We start from the raw sequence: 18,092 nt of genomic DNA on the forward strand, positions 1-18,092 counted from the left end.
CGCTTGTTCTACGGAATCAAATCCGTCATCTTAGGAGCATGAGCGTCCCCGCCGGCCTTCGGCCCGCCTCCGCCACCGCCGCGCCCGCTCCGATACCGGAGGCGCCACCGGTCGCCCGCCGCGCGGTGGACTGGCGGATCCGGTTCGCCGTCCTGGGCCTCATCTGGGGCTTCAGCTTTCTGTTCATCAAGGTCGGCACGGAGGCGTTCGCACCCCTTCAGGTGACACTGGGCCGGATGGTCTTCGGCACGGTCGTGCTGGTCGCCGCCCTGCTCGTCAAGCGCGACCGGCTGCCGCGCGGGAAGCGGACCTGGCTGCATCTGACGGTCGCCGCACTGCTGCTCAACGCGCTGCCGTTCTCACTGTTCGCCTACTCCGAACTGACCATCCCCTCCACGCTCGCGGGGATCTGCAACGCGACCACCCCGCTGTGGAGCATGGTCGTCTCGGTCGTCGCGCTCTCCGAGGACAAGCCGACGCGGCAGCGGTTCGCGGGGGTCGGCCTCGGCTTCGTCGGCGTGCTGACCGTGCTCGGCGCCTGGCAGGGCTTCTCCGGCCAGGACCCGGCGGGCACCGCCATGGCCCTGATCGCCGCGGCCAGTTACGCGGTCGGCTGGGCGTACGTACGCCGCACCCTGGCCGGGTCCGGCAACTCCAACCTCGCGCTCTCCAGCAGCCAGCTGCTGCTCGGCACGGTCCAGCTCGCCCTGGTCACACCGTTCTTCACCTCCGTGCCGGCCTCGTTCCCGATCCTGTCGGTGCTCTCGGTCGTCGCGCTCGGCGCCCTCGGCACCGGTATCGCGTTCCTGCTCCAGTACGGGCTGGTCGCCGAGAAGGGCCCGACGATCGGCGCGATGGTCACCTATCTGATCCCGGTCGTCGCGACCGCCGCGGGCGTACTGCTGCTCCATGAGCGGCTGGGCTGGAACGAGCCGGTCGGCGCGGCCGTCGTCCTGGCCGGCGCCGCCCTCACCCAACTGCGCCCCCGCCGTTCCCGACCGGCCGCCGGTACGACTCAGCCGTAACGCCGCAGCCTGAGCCGTCTCAGCCGTAGCGTCCCGCGCCCGACGCCCCGACCACCCGGGCGACCGCGTCCGCGAGCGGCACGATGTCGGCGTCACGGAGCGCGGAGACCGTGAGCCGCACGCCCGGGGAGGACGCGAGCCGGAAGCGGGCGCCGGGGGCGGTGGCCCAGCCGGCCTGCAGCAGGCCGGCCACCGCACCGGTCTCGTCGGAGACCGGCACCCAGACGTTCATGCCGCTGCGCCCATGGGCCGCGATGCCGCGTTCGGCCAGGGCCAGGACCAGGGCGTCGCGCCGCCGGCCGTACGACGGCGCCACCACCCGCGGGTCGACCGCGCCGGACTCCCACAGGTGCACCACGGCGCGCTGCAGCAGATGGCTGACCCAGCCGGCGCCCAGCCGGTAGCGGCCCTGAACGCGGTCGACGGTGACCGGGTCGCCGGTGAAGACCGCCAGGCGCAGATCCGGGCCGTACGCCTTGGCCGTGGAGCGCACCAGCACCCAGTGCGTGGTGACGCCCGACAGACAGTGCAGCGGCAGGTCGACCAGTCCGTGCACATGGTCGTCGTCGACCACCAGCACCTCGGGATGGCGCGCGAGCACCTCGCGCAACTCCCGGGCGCGGTCCGCGGAGATCGCCGCGCCGGTCGGGTTCTGGCCGCGGTCGGTGACGACGAGAGCGCGTACGCCGGCCAGCAGCGCCCGTGCGACGTCCGCGACGACCGGGCCGTCGTCGTCGACCCCGACCGGCACCGCGCGCAGCCCGAGAGCCGGCGCCAGGTCCAGCACACTCCCCCACCCCGGGTCCTCGACCGCCACGGCGTCCCCCGGGCGCAGATGGGCCGCCAGCACCCGTTCGATGGCGTCGAGCGAGCCCGAGGTGAGTCCGATGGGGCCGTCGGGCACCCCGTCCCGGTCGAAGGCCGCGCGGGCGAGAGCGCTCAACCCGGCGTCGACGGCCGGTCCGCCGTAGAGCGCCGGGTTCTCGGCGTTACGGGCCACCGCCGCCGCGAACGCCGCGTCGAGCGGCGGCAGCAGCGAGACGTCCGGATTGCCGTTGGAGATGTCCCGCGTCCCCGGCGGCACATCGATCCGGATCTGGTCGCGCGAGGTGGTGGCGGGCCGGGAGCGCACCCGGCTGCCGCGCCGGCCTGCCGTCTCGATCACCCCGCGGTCGCGCAGCAGCCGGTAGGCGGCGGCCACCGTGTTGGGGTTCACGTCCAGTTCCTGGGCCAGTTCACGCAGCGGCGGCAGCGCCGCGCCCGGCTTGAGCGCGCCCTCGCCCACCGCCCGCTCGATGTCGGCGGCAATACCCGATGCGCCCCGGCCTGTGATTCGATACTCTCCTAGCACAAAGTTGATTATGCACTAGTTCAAAGGATTGCGCCATGGCCGACACCGCCGCCCCCACCGTCCCCGCCCCTTCGTACGAGGCGACGGAACGCACCGTCCCCACCCGGATACGGGAGCGCGCCGCCTACGACCGTGACACCGTCCACGCGATCCTCGACGAGGGCTATCTCTGCCACCTCGGATTCATCCGCGACGGCGCCCCCGTCGTGCTGCCCACCCTCTACGGCCGGATCGGCGAGCGGCTCTACGTCCACGGCTCGACCGGATCGCGCCCGCTGCGCGGCGCGAAGGACCCGGGGCTGGCCGTCTGCCTGACCGTCACCCACCTCGACGCCCTCGTGCTGGCCCGTTCCGCGTTCCACCACTCGATGAACTACCGCTCGGTGGTGGTGCACGGCACCGCCCACCAGGTCACCGATCCGGCGGAGCGCGCCGAAGCGCTGGACGCGCTGGTCAACCAGGTGGTGGCCGGCCGCGCGGACGACTCGCGCCGGGCCAACGCCAAGGAGCTCGCCGCGACCACCGTCATCCGGCTCGACCTCCTGGAGGTGTCGGCGAAGGTCCGCACCGGCGGCCCGAACGACGAGCCGGAGGACACCGGACTGCCGTACTGGACCGGGATCGTGCCCGTCACCAAGGTCTACGGCGCCCCCGTTCCGGCCGACGACCTCGACCCGGCCGTCGCCCTGCCCGCCTACCTCGCCTGAGCCTGAGTCTGTGCTGAAACCTGAACCAGAACCTGACCCTGAGGGACCCGACATGCTCATCCACCCCTGGGACGCACCGCAGGACGACACCGAGTGGCAGACCTGGCTCGCCGCCCACGACTTCGGGCAGCTGGCCGTCAACGGCCTGCCAGGCGAACCCCCGTTCGTCCAACCGCTGCACTTCGCCTACGACCCGGAGCGCAACGAGGCGTTCACCCACCTCGCCCGCCCCAACCCGCTGTGGCACGCCCTCGAGGCGAACCCACGGGTGACGCTCAGCGTCGTGGACGACTACACGTTCATCCCCGGCCCCTGGCACGCCCCCGAGGGCGTGCCCGCCGAGCACGGCACCCCGACCAGCTTCTACGCCGCCGTCCAGCTGCTGTGCACGGCGCATGTCATCGACGACGAGGCGCAGAAGGCCGCCGTGCTGCACCGTCAGCTCGCGCACTTCCAGCCGGCCGGCGACTACGCGCCCGTCGCCCCGGGACAGGCCCCGTTCGGCCGGATGCTGCCCGGGATCCGCGGCATCCGGCTGGAGGTGACCGAGGTCCGCGCGAAGTTCAAGTACGGCGGCAACAAGCCCCGGCAGATGCAGCAGCGGGACGCGGAGCGCCTCGCGGAGCGGGCCGCCCCGCACGACGAGGCGGCCCGCGCCCACCAGCTGCGCCGGCTGGCGGCATCCGACCCGGACCGCGCCTAGGTCACGAGCCTGCGCGCACCCGCCACCGTCGTCCGGTGTCGGCGCGCACCCCCGGCGGTCATCCCGTGCCGGCCGCCGCGCGGCGGCCGGCCGAGGCCAGCCGGGCCTCCTCCAGGCCCAGCGCCGTCACGGCGCCGAGCAGGATGACGGTGCCCAGTACGGTCGCGCCGGTCAGCTGTTCGCCGAGGACGACGACGGCGATGGCCGCCGCGGAGACCGGTTCGATCAGTGCGATGACGGAGACCGTCGCCGCCCGGACCACCGCGGCGCCCGCGAAGTACAGCCCGTAGGCGAGTGCGGTCGGCACGGAGGCCAGATAGACCAGCAGCCACAGGGTGTGGCCGAGGTCCGTGCCGCGCGGCCACAGCCCTTCCGCCAGGGCGAGCGGGAGCAGGGTCACGGCGCACACCGCGAAGGCCCACAGCGAGGTCATGAACGGGTCGCCGCCGTCACCGCCGCGGCCCATCCAGCGGGTCAGCAGCGTGATGCAGGCGTAGCCGGACGCGGACAGCAGCGCGAGCCCGACCCCGGCCGGGGCCACGGACCCGCCGCCGTTGCCCAGGACGAGCACCGCGAGCCCCGCCAGAGCGCCGGAGACGGCCACGGCGCCGCCGCGGCCGAGCCGTTCGCCCATGATGAGACGGGCGACGACCGCGATGATGACCGGGCCCGCACCCAGGGTGACGACGGTCGCGACGGCCAGTCCCGTCGACTCGACGGCGCCGAAATAGGCGGTCTGGAAGACTGTCAGGCCGAGGCCGGTGGCCAGGATGCGCAGCACCGCGCGCCGCCGGGGTTCCTTCCTGGCCGGTGTACGGACGGCGCCGCGACGGCGGCGGACCAGCCGGACGAGCAGCAGCAGCGCGAAGCCGCCGGCGGTGCGCCAGAAGGTCAGGGTGACGGGGCCGAGGCCGCTGCTCACCAGGAGCAGCGCGGCGGCGGCGCCCGCGGTGCCCCAGGCGGTGGCGGCGAAGGTGACGTAGAGCAGGCCGCGTCCGACGGACGGGGCAAGGGTGTGGCCATGGTTCGACGGCACGAGTGTTCTCCCGCGGAGGACTTGAGATGGTCGCGTGGTCCCGTGTGCGGGCAGCCGCGACCTGCTCGGGTACGTGCCCGAGCCGGGTCGTCCGTGGGGTGGCAGCCCGCCTAGGCGGCGGGCGGCGGCAGAACGGTGAGGTGCATGATCGTCACCTTACGAGGTGCGGACGCGCCCCTACAAGGCGGTTCCGAGGCGCGAGATCCGGGGACCCGGGGCTCGGAGCAGGGGCCGTCCTCAGACCAGATCGGGCTGCGGCAGCGGCTCGGCCACCGGTTTGCTCCCACCGCTCTGGGTGGTGGTCTGGGCGACGAACGCACCCGCCAGCACCAGCGTTCCCCCGATGATCTGCGGGACGCCCAGGTGCTCACCGAGCAGGATCCAGGCGAACACGGTCCCCACCACCGCCTCCAGACAGGCGACCACCCCGGCCACCTGCGGGGTCAGCTTGCGCACGGCCAGCACCCCGGTCAGATACGCGACGACCGTCGCCACCAGGACGATCCACCCGACGAGCAGCACCGCGGGCACCTGCTTGTCGCCGAGCGCGGCCTGATGGCCCAGCACTGCCCAGTTCATCCCCCACGGCCGCGCCACCACGGTCATCACCGCGGCGCCGATCAGCAGCCCGAAGGCGATGACGGCGATCGGGTCGGGGGCGTCCTCGCCCTCCGTGCCGTGGTCGGCCAGGACGAAGTAGCTGACCTGACAGCAGGCCGCGCCGAAGGCGAGCAGCAGACCGAAGGCGTCGAAGGCCAGCCCCGACCACACCTCGACCACCGAGGCCATGCCGCCGACCGCCAGCACCACCCCGATCGCCGCCGCCCGGCTCACCGGCCGGCGCTGCACGAAGCGCACCCAGCCCAGCAGCAGGGCCGGGCCGAGGAACTCGACGAGGATCGCGACGCCCACCGGGATCCGGGATATCGCCGCGAAGTAGAACGTCTGCACACCCGCGATGGCGAGCAGGCCGAAGCCCGCCAGGAGTCCGGGGCGCTGCCGCAGCAGGGCGCGATGGCGCAGCGCGACCGGCAGCATGATGAGCGCCGCTCCCGCCACGCGCAACCACACCACATCGAGCGGGTCGAGCCCCGCCTCGATGAGCGGTTTCGCCGCTACTCCTGAACCACCGAACGCGAACGCCGACGCCAAGGCGAGCCCCAGCCCCGCGTTCCTCCCCTGAGACGCATGCATCGGGCCATGATGTCAGCTCGCGACAGGTCCTTCGTCCAGGTAGCGGCTGACGTCCAGACCGGCGGTCCGCAGTACCTCGACGGCGCGGCTGTGCGGGTCGGCGGCCAGCGCGTTGAGCAGATCGATCCCGTCGGCCTGGCCGCGGCCTCCACGCTGGGCCGAGCACACGGCCGTGCGCATCGCGGCGGCGGCCGCCGGACTCCAGCCCGGGGTGCTCCGCGCGGTGACCACCGGCAGCGCCCCGGAGTCCTCCACCGAGCCCTGCCACTCCAGGCCGTAGCCGATGCTGCGCTGCGCCAGGTACCCGAGGACGCGCACCACCTGCCCGCTGCCCGCGTCGCACGCGTCACGGGCCCGGGGGTCGGTCTCCAGCAGCGAGTGCAGCAGATGCGCGGTGTCGATCTGCCGGTCCCCGTCGCGCCCGGCCCGCCGCCGGGCACTGGCCGCCACCGTGCGCAGCTCCACACCGAACCGCGCGTCGTTGTCGGGGTGGGTCAGGTCCAGGGGCCGGGCTTCGCTGTGCACATACCCCACCCCATCAGGGCGGGGAGGCGGGAACATCCCCGCCAGGGGCCATGTGCGCATCCCCCCGAAGGCGGGGTCGTCCGGCCGGCCTCATCCCGGAGGATGACTCACGGCCGGACCCCTCATGACCGGACCACTCACGGCCGGACCACTCCTGACCCAACCGCTCATGACCTAACCGCTCATGACCGGACCGCTCATGACCGGACGCTCACGGCCACAGCAGTCCCCGCTTCCAGTCGTCGCCCTGCCGGGCGTAGTGCAGCCGCACATGGAAGCTGTCCGGGTCCCCCTGGAAGAACTCCATCTCGTCGGCCCGCAGCCGGTAGACGGTGTGCCCCGCCGGAACGGCCTGCGGGTCGGCCGCGACCAGGTCCGCGGCCCGCCGCCGCTCCTCGTCGTACGCGCCGGGCCCGGCCAGCGGGGCGCTCATCCGTCCGGTGAACCCGGCGATCCGGGAGGCCTCGCGGCGGCCCAGGAAGTCGCCGCGCGCGATCCCGGCGTCCAGGGCCTCGACGGGGCCCGCCGCCCGGATCTGCCGGCCCTGGCGCGGCCAGTACCAGCTCAGCGCCGCGTGCGGGTTGGCCGCCAGGTCGTGGCCCTTGTGGCTGGTCGCGTCGGACGCGAACACGAATGTGCACGCGTCGGCGCCCAGGCCGCGCAGCATGAGGACCCGCGCCGAGGGACGCCCGTCGCGGTCCGCGGTGCTGAGTGTCATGACATGCGGTTCCGGCACACCCTCGTCCAGCGCCTCGTCCAGCCAGCGGGCGAACTGGCGCCCGGGAGAGGGGTCCGCACCGTCCGGGTCGAACCGCGGCAGGGGTCCGGCCAGCACCGGAACGGCGCGCAGCCGGGCCGGCAGTTCCTCGTCCATATGTCCTCCTGTTGAGCGTGCAACCACCATGGCCCCGATCCTCGTCCCTCACAGGCACGAGTAACCGCCTGCCCCGCCCTGGGGAAGGAGAGCGATGGCCAAACCGCTGCTTTTCCTCGACATCGACGGAGTCCTCAATCCGGTACTGCCCTCGGCGGAATTCACCGCGTACGACATCCTGGACCACACCGTGCTGCTCTCCGCCGCACACGGCGCGTGGCTGCGCGAGTTGTCCGCGGTCTACGAGCTCACCTGGGCCAGCACCTGGGAGCACGAGGCCAACCGGCACATAGCCCCGCGGCTGGGCCTGCCGGTGCTGCCGGTGGTGGAGTTCGGCCGCTACCGCCCGCGTCCCGGCGATCCGCGGCTGCCGCGCGCGGACCTGTTCACCGGCCGGAAGTGGGCGCCGATCCTGCGCCACGCCGGCGGCCGTCCGTTCGCCTGGATCGATGACGTCATCCCCCGCCGGCTCGCCCGGCAGGCGCGTTTCCGACCCGACCGGGTGCTGCTGCGGATCAATCCCGGGCACGGTCTGAACCGGGGTCATGTGGACCGGTTACTGAGCCGCGGGCCGCTGCCGACCCGCAGCGTACGGCTGGCCCGCCGGGAATCTCTGACGGTTCATCAGTTCTGACACTTCATCAGTATTGAATGTTCGGGCCGCTGCGACTACGTTCCGCGACACCGTCGCTGCGCGCGAGCCGCAGCGCCTTCGCACAAGGAGTGATCGCATGGCCGAAGTCTCCGCACAGGCGCGCATCGCGGCCCCGGCCGAGAAGGTCTGGAGGCAGCTGACCGACTTCGCGTCGTACGGCCAGTGGAGCGCCACCCACACGAGTTTCCCGAAGGGAGGCCCGGCGCCGCTGGCGGCCGGTGCCACCTATCAGGAGAACATGAAGATGATGGGCTTCCCGGCCGAGGTCACCTGGACCGTGGAGGCCCTGGAGGCCGAGCGGGTGCTGGGCATCGCGGGCAAGGGCCCGATGGGTGTCAACCTCAGCATGCGCTACACCCTGACGCCCGACGGCGACGCCACCGAACTGCGGATCGACAGCAGCTTCGCCGGCGCGGCCGTCGCCATGATGGCGGGCAAGCTCAAGGACTCGGCGACCGCCGCCCTCAACGAGTCGCTGCGCAAGCTGGCCGGGCTCGTCGAGTAGCGACGGCAGGGCCGGGCGCACGAGCGGCTCCGGTGCGGACGGACGGGTGCGGGGCGGCGGCAGGGACCGACCGCCGCCCCGCACCCGCCGGCTCAGCGCACCGTCACCGCCGCGCTCTTGTCGCCCGCCGAGAAGGTGTACGCGCCGCGCTCGACCTTCTGCGCGCCCGCGCCGTCCAGGTCGCCCGGCGTGACCGCGAGGGTTCCCGGCGACACCTGCAGCCGGACCGTACGGGTCTCCCCCGCCGCCAGGTGCACCTTGGTGAAGGCCACCAGCCGGGTCGCCGGCGTCAGAACGTCGCTGGTCGGCCGTGACACGTACACCGGCACCACCAGATCGCCCGCCTTGCCGCCGGTGTTGGAGACGGTCACCTTGACACCGACCGGGTCACCGGCCCGTACCACCGCCTTGTCGGCCGTGATCGCGCCGAAGGCGTAGGAGGTGTACGAGAGACCGGCGCCGAACGGGTAGGCCGCGTCGTACGAGGACTCCGGCCCGCCGTTGGTGCCCGGCAGCTGCTGGTAGTACAGCGGCTCGTTGCCGATGTGCTTCGGCCAGGAGACCGGCAGCCGGCCGCTCGGGTTGACCGCCCCGAACAGCACGTCGGCGATTCCGTGCCCGCCCTCGCTGCCCGGCAGCCAGGACATCAGCAGCCCCTGGGTGCCGTCCGCGTCGCCGAGCGCGAGCGGCCGGCCCGCGATGACGACGGTGACGACGGGCTTGCCCGCCGCCTTCAGCGCCTTGACCAACGCCTGCTGGTCCGCCGACAGTTCGGGCCGCGGGCTGTCCGCGGCGCCTTCCGCCGCGGCCTTCTCGCCGACGACCACGACGGTCAGATCGGCGTCCTTGGCCTGCGCCACCGCGTCGTCGGCGCTGGTGGCCCGCACCACCTCGGTGCCCGCGGGCGCCGCCTCCTTGATCCCCGCCAGCACGGTCGTGCCCGGCAGCGTCACACCTTCGGGGACGCCCTGCCAGCCGATGGTCCAGCCACCCGCCTGGTCGTTGATGTCATCGGCGTAGGAACCCGCCACGACGATCTTCTTGGCCGCCGGGGAGATCGGCAGCACCCCGCCGTCGTTGCGCAGCAGCACCTGCGACTCGGCGGCCGCCTTGCGCGCGAGGGCCTTGTCCGCCCCCAGCACCGCGGCGTCGGCCTTGGCCGCGTCCACGTAGGGGTGCTCGAACAGGCCGAGCTCGAACTTCATCCGCAGGATCCGGCCGGCCGACTCGTCGATGCGCTTGACCGAGACCAGCCCGCGGTCGACAGCGGTCTTCAGGCCGGTGCTCCACTCCTTGGCGAAGTACGGCTCCATGGCCATGTCCAGGCCCGCGTTGACCGCGAGGGCGATCGCCTCGGGGTAGTCGGCGGCGAGCTTGTACTTCGTCTGCAGCGCCCGGACGTCCTCCCAGTCGCTGACCGTGACGCCCTTGAAGCCCCACTGGTCGCGCAGCACCTTGGTGAGCAGGTACTTCGAGGAGGTCGCGGGGACGCCGTTGATGGCACCGGAGTTGACCATCACGGTCTTCGCACCGGCCTGCACGGCCTGCTTGTACGAGGGCAGCAGGGTGTCCTGCAGATAGCGCATGGAGACGTCCGCGGGCACCCGGTCGTGGCCGTTGGCCGGCTCGGAGTAACCGCCGAAGTGCTTCACGGTGGCGACGACGTGCTTGGCGCCGTTCGCCGTGTCGATGCCGGTGACGCTCGCGGCGGCCAGCGTCCCGGCCAGCAGCGGGTCCTCGCCGAACGTCTCGTAGTAGCGGCCCCAGCGCTGGTCGCGGGCGAGGTCCGCGACGGGCGCGAAGTTCCAGTCGATGCCGGTCGCGGCGACCGAGCGCGCCGTGGAGGCTCCCGCCGCCCGGACGGTGGCCGGGTCCCAGGTGGCGCCCAGGCCGATCTGGTGCGGGAAGACGGTGGCGCCGAGCACGTTGTTGTGACCGTGCACGGCGTCGACCCCGTAGAGCACCGGGATGTGCAGCCGCGAGTTGTCGACGGCGTACTTCTGCACCGTGTTGACCATCTTCGCCCACTCGGCGGGCGTGTTCACGGCGGGGCCCATGCCGCCGCCGGAGAGGATCGAGCCGGCCGCGTAGTCGCCCAGCACCGACTTCATGCAGGTCTCGTTGAGGGCACCGCCGCTCCATTCGCAGTCGCCCTGGACCCGCGCGACCGCGATCTGGTCCATCTGCCCGATCTTCTCCTCCAGCGTCATCCGCTTCAGGAGGTCCTTGACGCGCAGATCGATCGGCGCCCTGGCGTCGGTGTACTGGGCCGAGCTGCCGGCGGTGGCCGGTACCGCGCCGACCGCGGCGACACAGGCCGCGGCGGTGGCCAGGGTGACAAGTGCTCTGAAGCGGGTCCTGGGTGACTTCATTGGCATCGCGCGTGGCATCGCAGCATCCCGTTTCTGTCGGGCCCCGGTGGCGGAGCCGCGTTACGTAAACGTTTCCGGTGCGCCGGAAGTCTGTCTTCGCCATGACACATCGTCAAGACTGTGTGCAGCACACACCCTCGCCACTCCAGGAACAGGTGCAATCGCCGTGAACATCCGCGAACTGGCTCTCCGCAGCGGTGTTTCGACCGCTACGGTCTCCCGCGCGCTCAACGACCGGGCCGAGGTGAGCGAGGCGACCCGCGACCGTATCCGGCGGCTGGCCAGCGAACTCGGGTACGCCCCGAACGAACCCGCCCGCACGCTGGTGCGGCGCCGGTCCGACACCATCGGCCTGGTCTGGGACACCGGCTACGAGACCCTCGGTTTTCAGCATCCCTTCCTGCAGGGCCTGTTGAGCGCGGTGCGCAACGCGCTGTCCGAGGCCGACTACCACCTGATGCTGCTGACCACGTCGGGTCCCGGCGACGCCGACACCACCTATCTGCAGGCGGTGCGGCGGCACAACCTCGAAGGCGTCGTCGTGCTGGGCACCCCCGCCGACAACCGCGCCCTGCGGGCCCTCGCCGCCTCCGACGTCCCGTGTTCCGGGATCGACGTCGCGCTCAGCGGCCCCCGTACCGTCCGGGTCACCTCCGACAACGCGGCCGGCGCGGCGGCCGCCGTGGAGCACCTGTACACCCAGGGGCACCGCCGGATAGCCACCGTCACCGGCCCGTTGTACCTGCCGCCGGCCGCCGAACGGCTGGCCGGATTCCGGGAGGCGTGCGCCCGGCTCGGACTGGACGTGCCCCCGGAGTACGTGGTCACGGGGGACTTCTTCCTCAACAGCGGCCAGGACGCGGTGCGCACCCTGCTCGCCACGGAGCAGCCGCCCACCGCGGTCTTCGCGGCCGGCGACCAGATGGCGATCGGCGCGCTGCACGCGGCCGCGGACGCGGGGCTGTCGGTACCCGGCGATCTCGCGATCGTCGGCTTCGACGACATCGACGCGGCGTCGCTGGTCCGCCCGGCCCTGACGACCGTCGCCCAGGACCAGCGCGCGCTGGGGTCGGCGGCCGTCAAGGCGCTGCGCGGACTGCTCGACGCCGATCCGGCGGAGCCGGCCGAGCCGTGGATCGTGCCGACCCGGCTCGTCGTCCGCGCGTCGAGCCGGCCCGGGGCATAGTGCCCCGGGCCGGCTCGTGGGTCGGACTTCTCCGGCCTCAGTCCTCTTCGGCGAGGATGAGGTAGAGCTTCTTACGGGCTTCGTTGACCACGGCCAGCGCCTTCTCGCGCTGGGCGGGCGTACCGGTCGACCAGACCTGCTTGAAGGCCTCGACGAGCCCCCCGCCGGCCTTCCGGATCTCGTTCATGGCATCCCAGTCGACGCCCCGGCCGGCCTCTTCCCACGGGGCCTCGGGCCCCGCTTCGGATTCGGTCCGGCCGGCGTCGGTGAGCGTGAACAGCTTCTTGCCACCCTCGCTCGCGCTGGTGATCAGGCCCTCGTCCTCCAGCAGCTGCAGCGTCGGGTACACCGAGCCGGGGCTCGGCTTCCACGCGCCGCCACTGCGTTCGGCGATCTCCTGAATCATTTCGTAGCCGTGCATCGGCCGGTCCTTGAGCAGCGCAAGGATCGACGCGCGTACATCGCCGCGCCTCGCCCGGCCCCGGGGGCCGCCCCGACCGCGCCCGCCGGGGCCGCCGAAGGGGCCACCCCCGAAGGGCGGTCCGAACGGTCCGAAGGCCGCACGGCGCTGCTCTCCTCGTTCTCCCCGGCCATGGTGGCCGGGTCCGCGGTGTTCGTGTTCATGTCCTTGGGAACGCATGGTTACGCTCCTTCCATCGTTGATCGGTCGCGATGCTTCAACGATATATCGGAAGCGTTCGTTCGGCAACCCTCTTCCGGGCCACCTCCCCTCGATTGGCTCTGGCCTGCGGCGTTACCGCTGCCTACGGTCGTCCCATGCGGATTCGAATCGTCGACGCCTTCACCGACCGGCCCTTCGCCGGTAATCCGGCCGGAGTCCTGCTCCTGGACGGCGCCGCGTTCCCCGACGACGGCTGGATGCAGCGGGTCGCCTCCGAGGTCAACCTCTCCGAGACCGCCTTCGCACACCGCCTCGACGGCACGGCGGACGCCACGGACGCCGACTGGGCACTGCGCTGGTTCACGCCCGCGGCCGAGGTCGCCATGTGCGGGCACGCCACGCTCGCCACCGCGCATGTGCTGTTCTCCACGGGCGCCGCCACCTCACTGGTGCGCTTCGCCACCCACAGCGGAGTCCTGAGCGTCCGGCCCGCCGACGGCGGTGCGCTCACCATGGACTTCCCCACCGCGCCGCTCACCGCGGCCACACCACCGCCCGCCGTGGCGCTAGCGCTCGGCGCGGAGCCGCTGGCCGGGTACGACACCGGCCCGGACGTCGGCGACCTGCTGGTCGAGCTGGCGGACGAGGCGGCCGTGCGCGCCCTCACCCCGGACTTCGCCGCGCTGGCGGCCCTCGGCCCGCGCGGAGTCATCGCCACCGCCGCGGCCGAAGACCCCTCCCGCGGCTACGACTTCGTCTCGCGCGGATTCTTCCCCGCCGTCGGCATCGACGAGGACCCGGTCACCGGCAGCGCCCACACCGCCCTGGCGCCGTTCTGGTCCGCCCGGCTCGGCCGTACCGAACTCACCGGCCTGCAGGTCTCCGCACGCAGCGGTTTCGTCCGCACCGAACTGCGCGGCGACCGGGTACTGCTCACCGGTACCGCCGTGACCGTCATCGACGGCGAGCTGCACGCGGCGCCGTAGCCGTCCCGGCCGCGTCGGGGACGGCGGCGCCACGGCGCGTGCGCGCTCAACCCGTCGGCAGCCAGCCGACCTTGCCCGCCAGCAGCGCGTAGCCGACGAAGGCGACCGTGTCGATCAGGGCGTGCGCGGCGACGAGCGGGCCGACGCGTCCCCATCGGCGGTAGAGCAGGACGAACACCACGCCCATCACCATGTTCCCGATCATGCCGCCGACGCCCTGGTACAGGTGGTAGGAACCGCGCAGCACCGCGCTCGCCGCCAGGGCGGCGGCCGGGGACCAGCCCAACTGCCCGAGCCTGCGCAGCAGATAGCCGACGACGATGACTTCCTCCAGCACCGCGTTCTGCACGGCGGACGCGATCAGGACCGGGATCTTCCACCACACGTCCGGCAGCGACTCCGGCACCACCGTGAGGTTGAACCCGGCCGCGCGGACGCCGAGGTAGAACAGCAGCCCGGTGCCGCCGATCGCGGCCGCGACCAGGGTGCCGCGCCCCAGGTCGCGGCGGGGTTCCTTCAGGTCGAAGCCGATGGAACCTATCCCGACCCGTTCCCGGGCCAGCAGATGCGCGACCAGGGCGACCGGGACCAGGGCGGTGGCGATCCCGAACAGCTGCCAGGCGAGGTCGAGCCAGGGCCGGCCCGGCGCCTGGGAGCCCACCAGGGTGGCCGCCTGGTCCTTGAGCGATCCGGGCTTGGTCAGCGACCCGACGAAGCTGATGAGCGCGCCCACACCGCTGGCGCCGAGCGACAGGGCCAGTACGAGCAGGGTCTCGCTCCGCAGGGTCCGCCGCGCGAGTCCGGCCTCCGCCCCGTATGACTCTGTGTGCACCCGAGCCTCCATTTACGTCATCCCGCCTCGGTACCGTTCCCGCTTGGCTAGGGTCTCGAAAAAAGATACGAAGATCGCGCGCGACAGGCCGGAGCACCCCTCAGGAGAGACCCAACAGCCATGGGACGTCACCGCATTCCAGTTGAGCCCCGGGAGGCCGGCGGAGCGCCGCGCCCACGGGTACGCCGCCGCACCATAGCGGTCACCACCAGCTTCGTTCTGGCGATGGGGGCCGGTACCTTCGTCGTGCTCCGCGGCGGCCTGCTGCCGCTGAGCGGGCACTGCGCGGAGGGCGTGGTCAAGATCGCTGTCGCCGCCTCGCCCGACATCGCGCCCGCTCTCACCACCATCGCAAAACAGGCCAGGGCCACCGGCGTGAAGACCGACGGGCGCTGCCTCGACGTCACCGTGACCTCGCGTGCCTCGGCCGATGTGGCGGACGCCCTCGGCAAGGCCCCGACGCACCCCGGCTTCCAGGTCTGGATCCCGGACTCCAGCGTCTGGCTCGACCAGGTGACCATCGGCGGCCGCGGCACCCCGTTGTCCTCGATGACCAGCATCGCCCGCTCCCCCGTCGTCGTCGGCACGCTGCAGGCGCAGGCCAAGGGCCTGGGCTGGCCCGCCAAGGCGTACACCTGGGCCGATTTGACCACGGCCGCCGGTGAGAAGAGCAACTTCCGCCTCGGCACCGCGGATCCCGCGCGCAGCGCGACCGGTCTGCTCGGGTTCACGATGATCACGTCGTCGATCGGCCGCAGGGGCGGTGACGTGGACACCGAGTCGGCCGCCGCGGCGAAGATGCTGGCGCAGTACACCGCCCCGGGCGACGCGCAGATCGTGGCCACCCTGCCCAACGACAGCAGCACGTCGGAACTGCAGAACCCGCAGCGCAACCAGGCGCTGGTGATCTCGGAACAGGCGGCGTTCGTCCGCAACACCGCGGGCGACGGCCGTCCCGGCCTGAAGCTGTTCTATCCCAAGGACGGCTCCGTCGATCTGGACTACCCGTACGCGGCGCTGGACGACGACACGCTCTCCACCGACCAGTCCCGGGCCGTGTCGCGCTTCATGTCACTCCTCGGCAGCGACGAGAGCGTGCGCCTGCTGTCCGCCCGCGGTTTCCGGCCGGCGACCGGCGCCCCCGACCCGGCGCTGGTGGTCGGCGCCGGCGGCCAGGAGCCGCAGCCGGTCGGCGCGGAGCCGGTACCCGCACCGTCGGGACAGGCCCTGCAGCAGCTGCGCGTCATGTGGCAGATCACCGTGCAGAGCGCCCGGATCACCACGGTCGTCGACGTCTCCGGCTCGATGGCGGCGCCGGTGCCCGGCACCGAGGGCAAGACCCGGCTGGACGTCACCAAGGCGTCGCTGCTGCAGGCGCTGACGCAGTTCACGCCCGAGGACGAGGTGGGCCTGTGGCGGTTCTCCACCCGGCTCGACGGCTCCCGCGACTACCAGAAGATCGTCGAGACGGCCCGGCTGGGCGTACGCACCGCCCAGGGCACCACCCAGCGGGACCGGCTGACCGGCGCGTTCGGCGCCCTGCAGCCCGTCGAAGGCGGCGCGACCGGCCTCTACGACACGACGCTGGCGGTGTACCAGGACGCCAGGAAGTCGTTCGCCGCGGGCAAGTTCAACACGGTCGTCGTCCTCACCGACGGTGCGAACGAGGACCCGGGGAGCATCTCCCTCGACGCCCTGACCGCCAAACTGAAGGAGCTGGGCGACCCCGCCCACCCCGTTCCGCTCATCGTCATCGCGGTCGGCCCCGACGCCGACAAGTCCGCGTGCGACCGCATGGCCAGGGCCACCGGCGGCGCGGCGTACCGGGTGACGGACCCCGCGCAGATCCAGGCGGTGCTGTTCAAGGCGGTGGTGGCGGCCGCGGCGAGCGCGGCCGCAGCCACCGGCTGACGCCCTCCGGAGGCCGCCACCACGGGCCGGCGATGCCCTCCGGAGCCGGTGGGCCGGCCGGGACCCCGGTCAGCTCACCGGCCAGGTGTGCACCGGCTCGCCGGAGTGCATGAGCTCGCAGTAGCGCAGCGTCATCGACACCAGCGCGGCCCGCCGGTCGAGGCCGCGCTCCAGCGCCCGGTGGAACACCGCCGACTGCCATTCGGCGCCGTTGGTGCGCAGCCGGCAGCGGGCCTCGATGATGCCCAGGTAGCGGTCGCGGTCGACGGGCTCGATACCCCAGGCGTCGAGCCCGGCCGACGCCAGCGGCAGCAGCTCCTCCAGCACCAGCTCCGTGGCCGGCAGCTCCACGAGCCCGCCGCCCCGCCCCGGCCGCGGCCAGTGCATGACGGCGCCGATGCCGTGCCGGCAGGCGGCGTCGAAGTTCGCCGCCGCGGCGCCGAACGGCAGCCGGTGCCAGACCTGGCGGGGCGCCTCGGCCAGCGCCCGCACCAGCCCGTAGTAGAAGGCCGTGTTGGCGATGACATCGGCGACGGTGGGTCCCGCGGGCAGCACCCGGTTCTCCACCCGCAGATGCGGGACGCCGTCCACCACGGCGTACACCGGGCGGTTCCAGCGGTAGACGGTGCCGTTCTGCAGGGTGAGTTCCTTGAGGTGCGGCACGGTCCCCGCGTCGAGGGTCGCCAGCGGGTCCTCGTCGTCGCAGATCGGCAGCAGCGGCGGGAAGTAGCGCAGGTTCTCCTCGAACAGGTCGTACGCCGAGTCGATCCAGCGCTCCCCGAACCAGGTGAGCGGGCGTACGCCCTGGGCCCGCAGTTCCTGCGGCCGGGTGTCGGTCGCCTGCTGGAACAGCGGCGGCCGGGTCTCCCGCCACAGCTCCCTGCCGAACAGGAACGGCGAGTTCGCTCCCACCGCGACCTGCGGCCCGCTCAGCACCTGCGCCGCGTTCCAGACCGCCGCGAACCGGGCGGGCGTCACCTGCAGATGCATCTGCATGGAGGTGCAGGCCGCTTCCGGGGCGATCGATCCCGAGGTGTAGAGCAGATGCTCCACCCCCGCGATGTCCAGGGTGATGTCCTCGCCGCGGGCGGCCAGTATCCGGTCGTTGAGCAGCGTGTACCGGTCCGCCCTGGACAGGTTCGCACCCACCAGATCCTGTGCGCTCAAGGTCGGCAGAATACCCACCATGACGATGTGCGCGCCGACTTCGCGGGCCTTGCGGTCCGCGTATCCCAGCCCGATGCGCAGCTCTTCCGCGAGCCGGTCGAGCACCCGTCCGGAAAGATGATGAGGGGCGATGTTCACTTCAATATTGAACTGCGCCAGTTCCGTCTGGAAATCGGTGCTGGCGATCCGCTCCAGCACCTCTTCATTCATCATCAGCGGCAGACCTGCCGAATCAGCGAGATTCAACTCCAGCTCGAGTCCCATGAGATTCCTGGGCCGGTCGAACCTCTTCTCGTCCAGCAGTCGCTCCAGTCCCATGAGACACTGGCGAAGCTTCATCCGGTACCGCTGCCGGTCGGACAGGTCGAACCCGGTGGCTACGACCTTCTCCCCCATCGGAGCGTCCCTCCTCGAGTGGGCCGTGTGACGATGATGCCCAAC

17 protein-coding genes are annotated in these 18,092 nt (G+C 72.3%); 8 read left to right on the forward strand and 9 right to left on the reverse strand.

What is annotated here, in order from left to right; all coding sequences use genetic code 11:
• Nucleotides 1-38: 38 nt before the first annotated feature.
• Nucleotides 39-1,025 carry a DMT family transporter gene (locus C8250_RS07995; protein ID WP_138357373.1) on the forward strand — a complete coding sequence of 329 codons (987 nt, stop codon included), beginning with the start codon at nt 39-41 and terminating at the stop codon, nt 1,023-1,025.
• Between the two features lie 19 nt (nt 1,026-1,044).
• Here C8250_RS07995 and C8250_RS08000 read toward each other — a convergent pair whose 3' ends face one another.
• Nucleotides 1,045-2,376: an aminotransferase class I/II-fold pyridoxal phosphate-dependent enzyme gene (locus tag C8250_RS08000; RefSeq protein ID WP_138357374.1), complete on the reverse strand. Its 1,332-nt coding sequence runs from the start codon at nt 2,374-2,376 to the stop codon at nt 1,045-1,047.
• 35 nt (nt 2,377-2,411) lie between these two features.
• Here C8250_RS08000 and C8250_RS08005 point away from each other — a divergent pair, with 35 nt between their 5' ends.
• Entirely contained in the window at nt 2,412-3,083 is a 672-nt protein-coding gene (locus C8250_RS08005) for a pyridoxamine 5'-phosphate oxidase family protein (RefSeq protein WP_138357375.1), read from the forward strand.
• Nucleotides 3,084-3,135: 52 nt separating this feature from the next.
• Nucleotides 3,136-3,786 carry an FMN-binding negative transcriptional regulator gene (locus C8250_RS08010; RefSeq protein WP_138357376.1) on the forward strand — a complete coding sequence of 217 codons (651 nt, stop codon included), beginning with the start codon at nt 3,136-3,138 and terminating at the stop codon, nt 3,784-3,786.
• Between the two features lie 58 nt (nt 3,787-3,844).
• Here C8250_RS08010 and C8250_RS08015 read toward each other — a convergent pair whose 3' ends face one another.
• From C8250_RS08015 to C8250_RS08030, 4 genes are all read right to left on the reverse strand, one after another.
• Nucleotides 3,845-4,822, reverse strand: coding sequence for an EamA family transporter (locus C8250_RS08015; RefSeq protein ID WP_244809021.1), 978 nt, complete (start codon nt 4,820-4,822; stop codon nt 3,845-3,847).
• A 237-nt stretch (nt 4,823-5,059) separates the two neighbouring features.
• Nucleotides 5,060-6,016, reverse strand: a complete 957-nt coding sequence (locus C8250_RS08020; protein ID WP_138357377.1) for an EamA family transporter — start codon at nt 6,014-6,016, stop codon at nt 5,060-5,062.
• A gap of 12 nt (nt 6,017-6,028) precedes the next feature.
• Complete coding sequence (locus C8250_RS08025; RefSeq protein WP_244809022.1) at nt 6,029-6,541, reverse strand: Clp protease N-terminal domain-containing protein; 513 nt, start codon at nt 6,539-6,541, stop codon at nt 6,029-6,031.
• A gap of 211 nt (nt 6,542-6,752) precedes the next feature.
• Nucleotides 6,753-7,415: a pyridoxal 5'-phosphate synthase gene (locus C8250_RS08030; RefSeq protein ID WP_138357378.1), complete on the reverse strand. Its 663-nt coding sequence runs from the start codon at nt 7,413-7,415 to the stop codon at nt 6,753-6,755.
• Between the two features lie 94 nt (nt 7,416-7,509).
• Here C8250_RS08030 and C8250_RS08035 point away from each other — a divergent pair, with 94 nt between their 5' ends.
• Entirely contained in the window at nt 7,510-8,049 is a 540-nt protein-coding gene (locus tag C8250_RS08035) for an HAD domain-containing protein (RefSeq protein WP_138357379.1), read from the forward strand.
• A gap of 97 nt (nt 8,050-8,146) precedes the next feature.
• Nucleotides 8,147-8,575, forward strand: coding sequence for an SRPBCC family protein (locus tag C8250_RS08040; RefSeq protein WP_138357380.1), 429 nt, complete (start codon nt 8,147-8,149; stop codon nt 8,573-8,575).
• A gap of 92 nt (nt 8,576-8,667) precedes the next feature.
• Here the strand turns inward: C8250_RS08040 and C8250_RS08045 are convergent, their stop codons facing one another.
• A complete protein-coding gene (locus C8250_RS08045; protein ID WP_198358752.1) occupies nt 8,668-10,947 on the reverse strand; it encodes a glycoside hydrolase family 3 N-terminal domain-containing protein in 2,280 nt (759 codons plus the stop codon).
• A 166-nt stretch (nt 10,948-11,113) separates the two neighbouring features.
• Here C8250_RS08045 and C8250_RS08050 point away from each other — a divergent pair, with 166 nt between their 5' ends.
• A complete protein-coding gene (locus C8250_RS08050; RefSeq protein ID WP_198358754.1) occupies nt 11,114-12,133 on the forward strand; it encodes a LacI family DNA-binding transcriptional regulator in 1,020 nt (339 codons plus the stop codon).
• Between the two features lie 37 nt (nt 12,134-12,170).
• Here the strand turns inward: C8250_RS08050 and C8250_RS08055 are convergent, their stop codons facing one another.
• Nucleotides 12,171-12,773 (reverse strand): PadR family transcriptional regulator, encoded by a 603-nt coding sequence (locus C8250_RS08055; RefSeq protein WP_138357383.1) that lies wholly within the window; start codon nt 12,771-12,773, stop codon nt 12,171-12,173.
• 137 nt (nt 12,774-12,910) lie between these two features.
• On the opposite strand from C8250_RS08055, the gene C8250_RS08060 reads away from it, so the two are divergent.
• On the forward strand, nt 12,911-13,741 hold the full coding sequence (locus tag C8250_RS08060; protein ID WP_138357384.1) for a PhzF family phenazine biosynthesis isomerase: 831 nt from the start codon (nt 12,911-12,913) through the stop codon (nt 13,739-13,741).
• 46 nt (nt 13,742-13,787) lie between these two features.
• On the opposite strand, the gene C8250_RS08065 is transcribed toward C8250_RS08060, so the two are convergent.
• Nucleotides 13,788-14,585 carry a type II CAAX endopeptidase family protein gene (locus tag C8250_RS08065; protein WP_138357385.1) on the reverse strand — a complete coding sequence of 266 codons (798 nt, stop codon included), beginning with the start codon at nt 14,583-14,585 and terminating at the stop codon, nt 13,788-13,790.
• Nucleotides 14,586-14,693: 108 nt separating this feature from the next.
• Between C8250_RS08065 and C8250_RS08070 the strand changes: the two genes are divergently transcribed.
• A complete protein-coding gene (locus C8250_RS08070; protein ID WP_138357386.1) occupies nt 14,694-16,484 on the forward strand; it encodes a substrate-binding and VWA domain-containing protein in 1,791 nt (596 codons plus the stop codon).
• Nucleotides 16,485-16,553: 69 nt separating this feature from the next.
• Here the strand turns inward: C8250_RS08070 and C8250_RS08075 are convergent, their stop codons facing one another.
• Nucleotides 16,554-18,047 carry a glutamate--cysteine ligase gene (locus C8250_RS08075; RefSeq protein ID WP_138357387.1) on the reverse strand — a complete coding sequence of 498 codons (1,494 nt, stop codon included), beginning with the start codon at nt 18,045-18,047 and terminating at the stop codon, nt 16,554-16,556.
• Between the last annotated feature and the right edge of the window lie 45 nt (nt 18,048-18,092).

Source organism: Streptomyces sp. So13.3 (assembly GCF_005860785.2).
In the GTDB taxonomy this organism is placed as follows: Bacteria; Actinomycetota; Actinomycetes; order Streptomycetales; family Streptomycetaceae; genus Actinacidiphila; species Actinacidiphila fildesensis.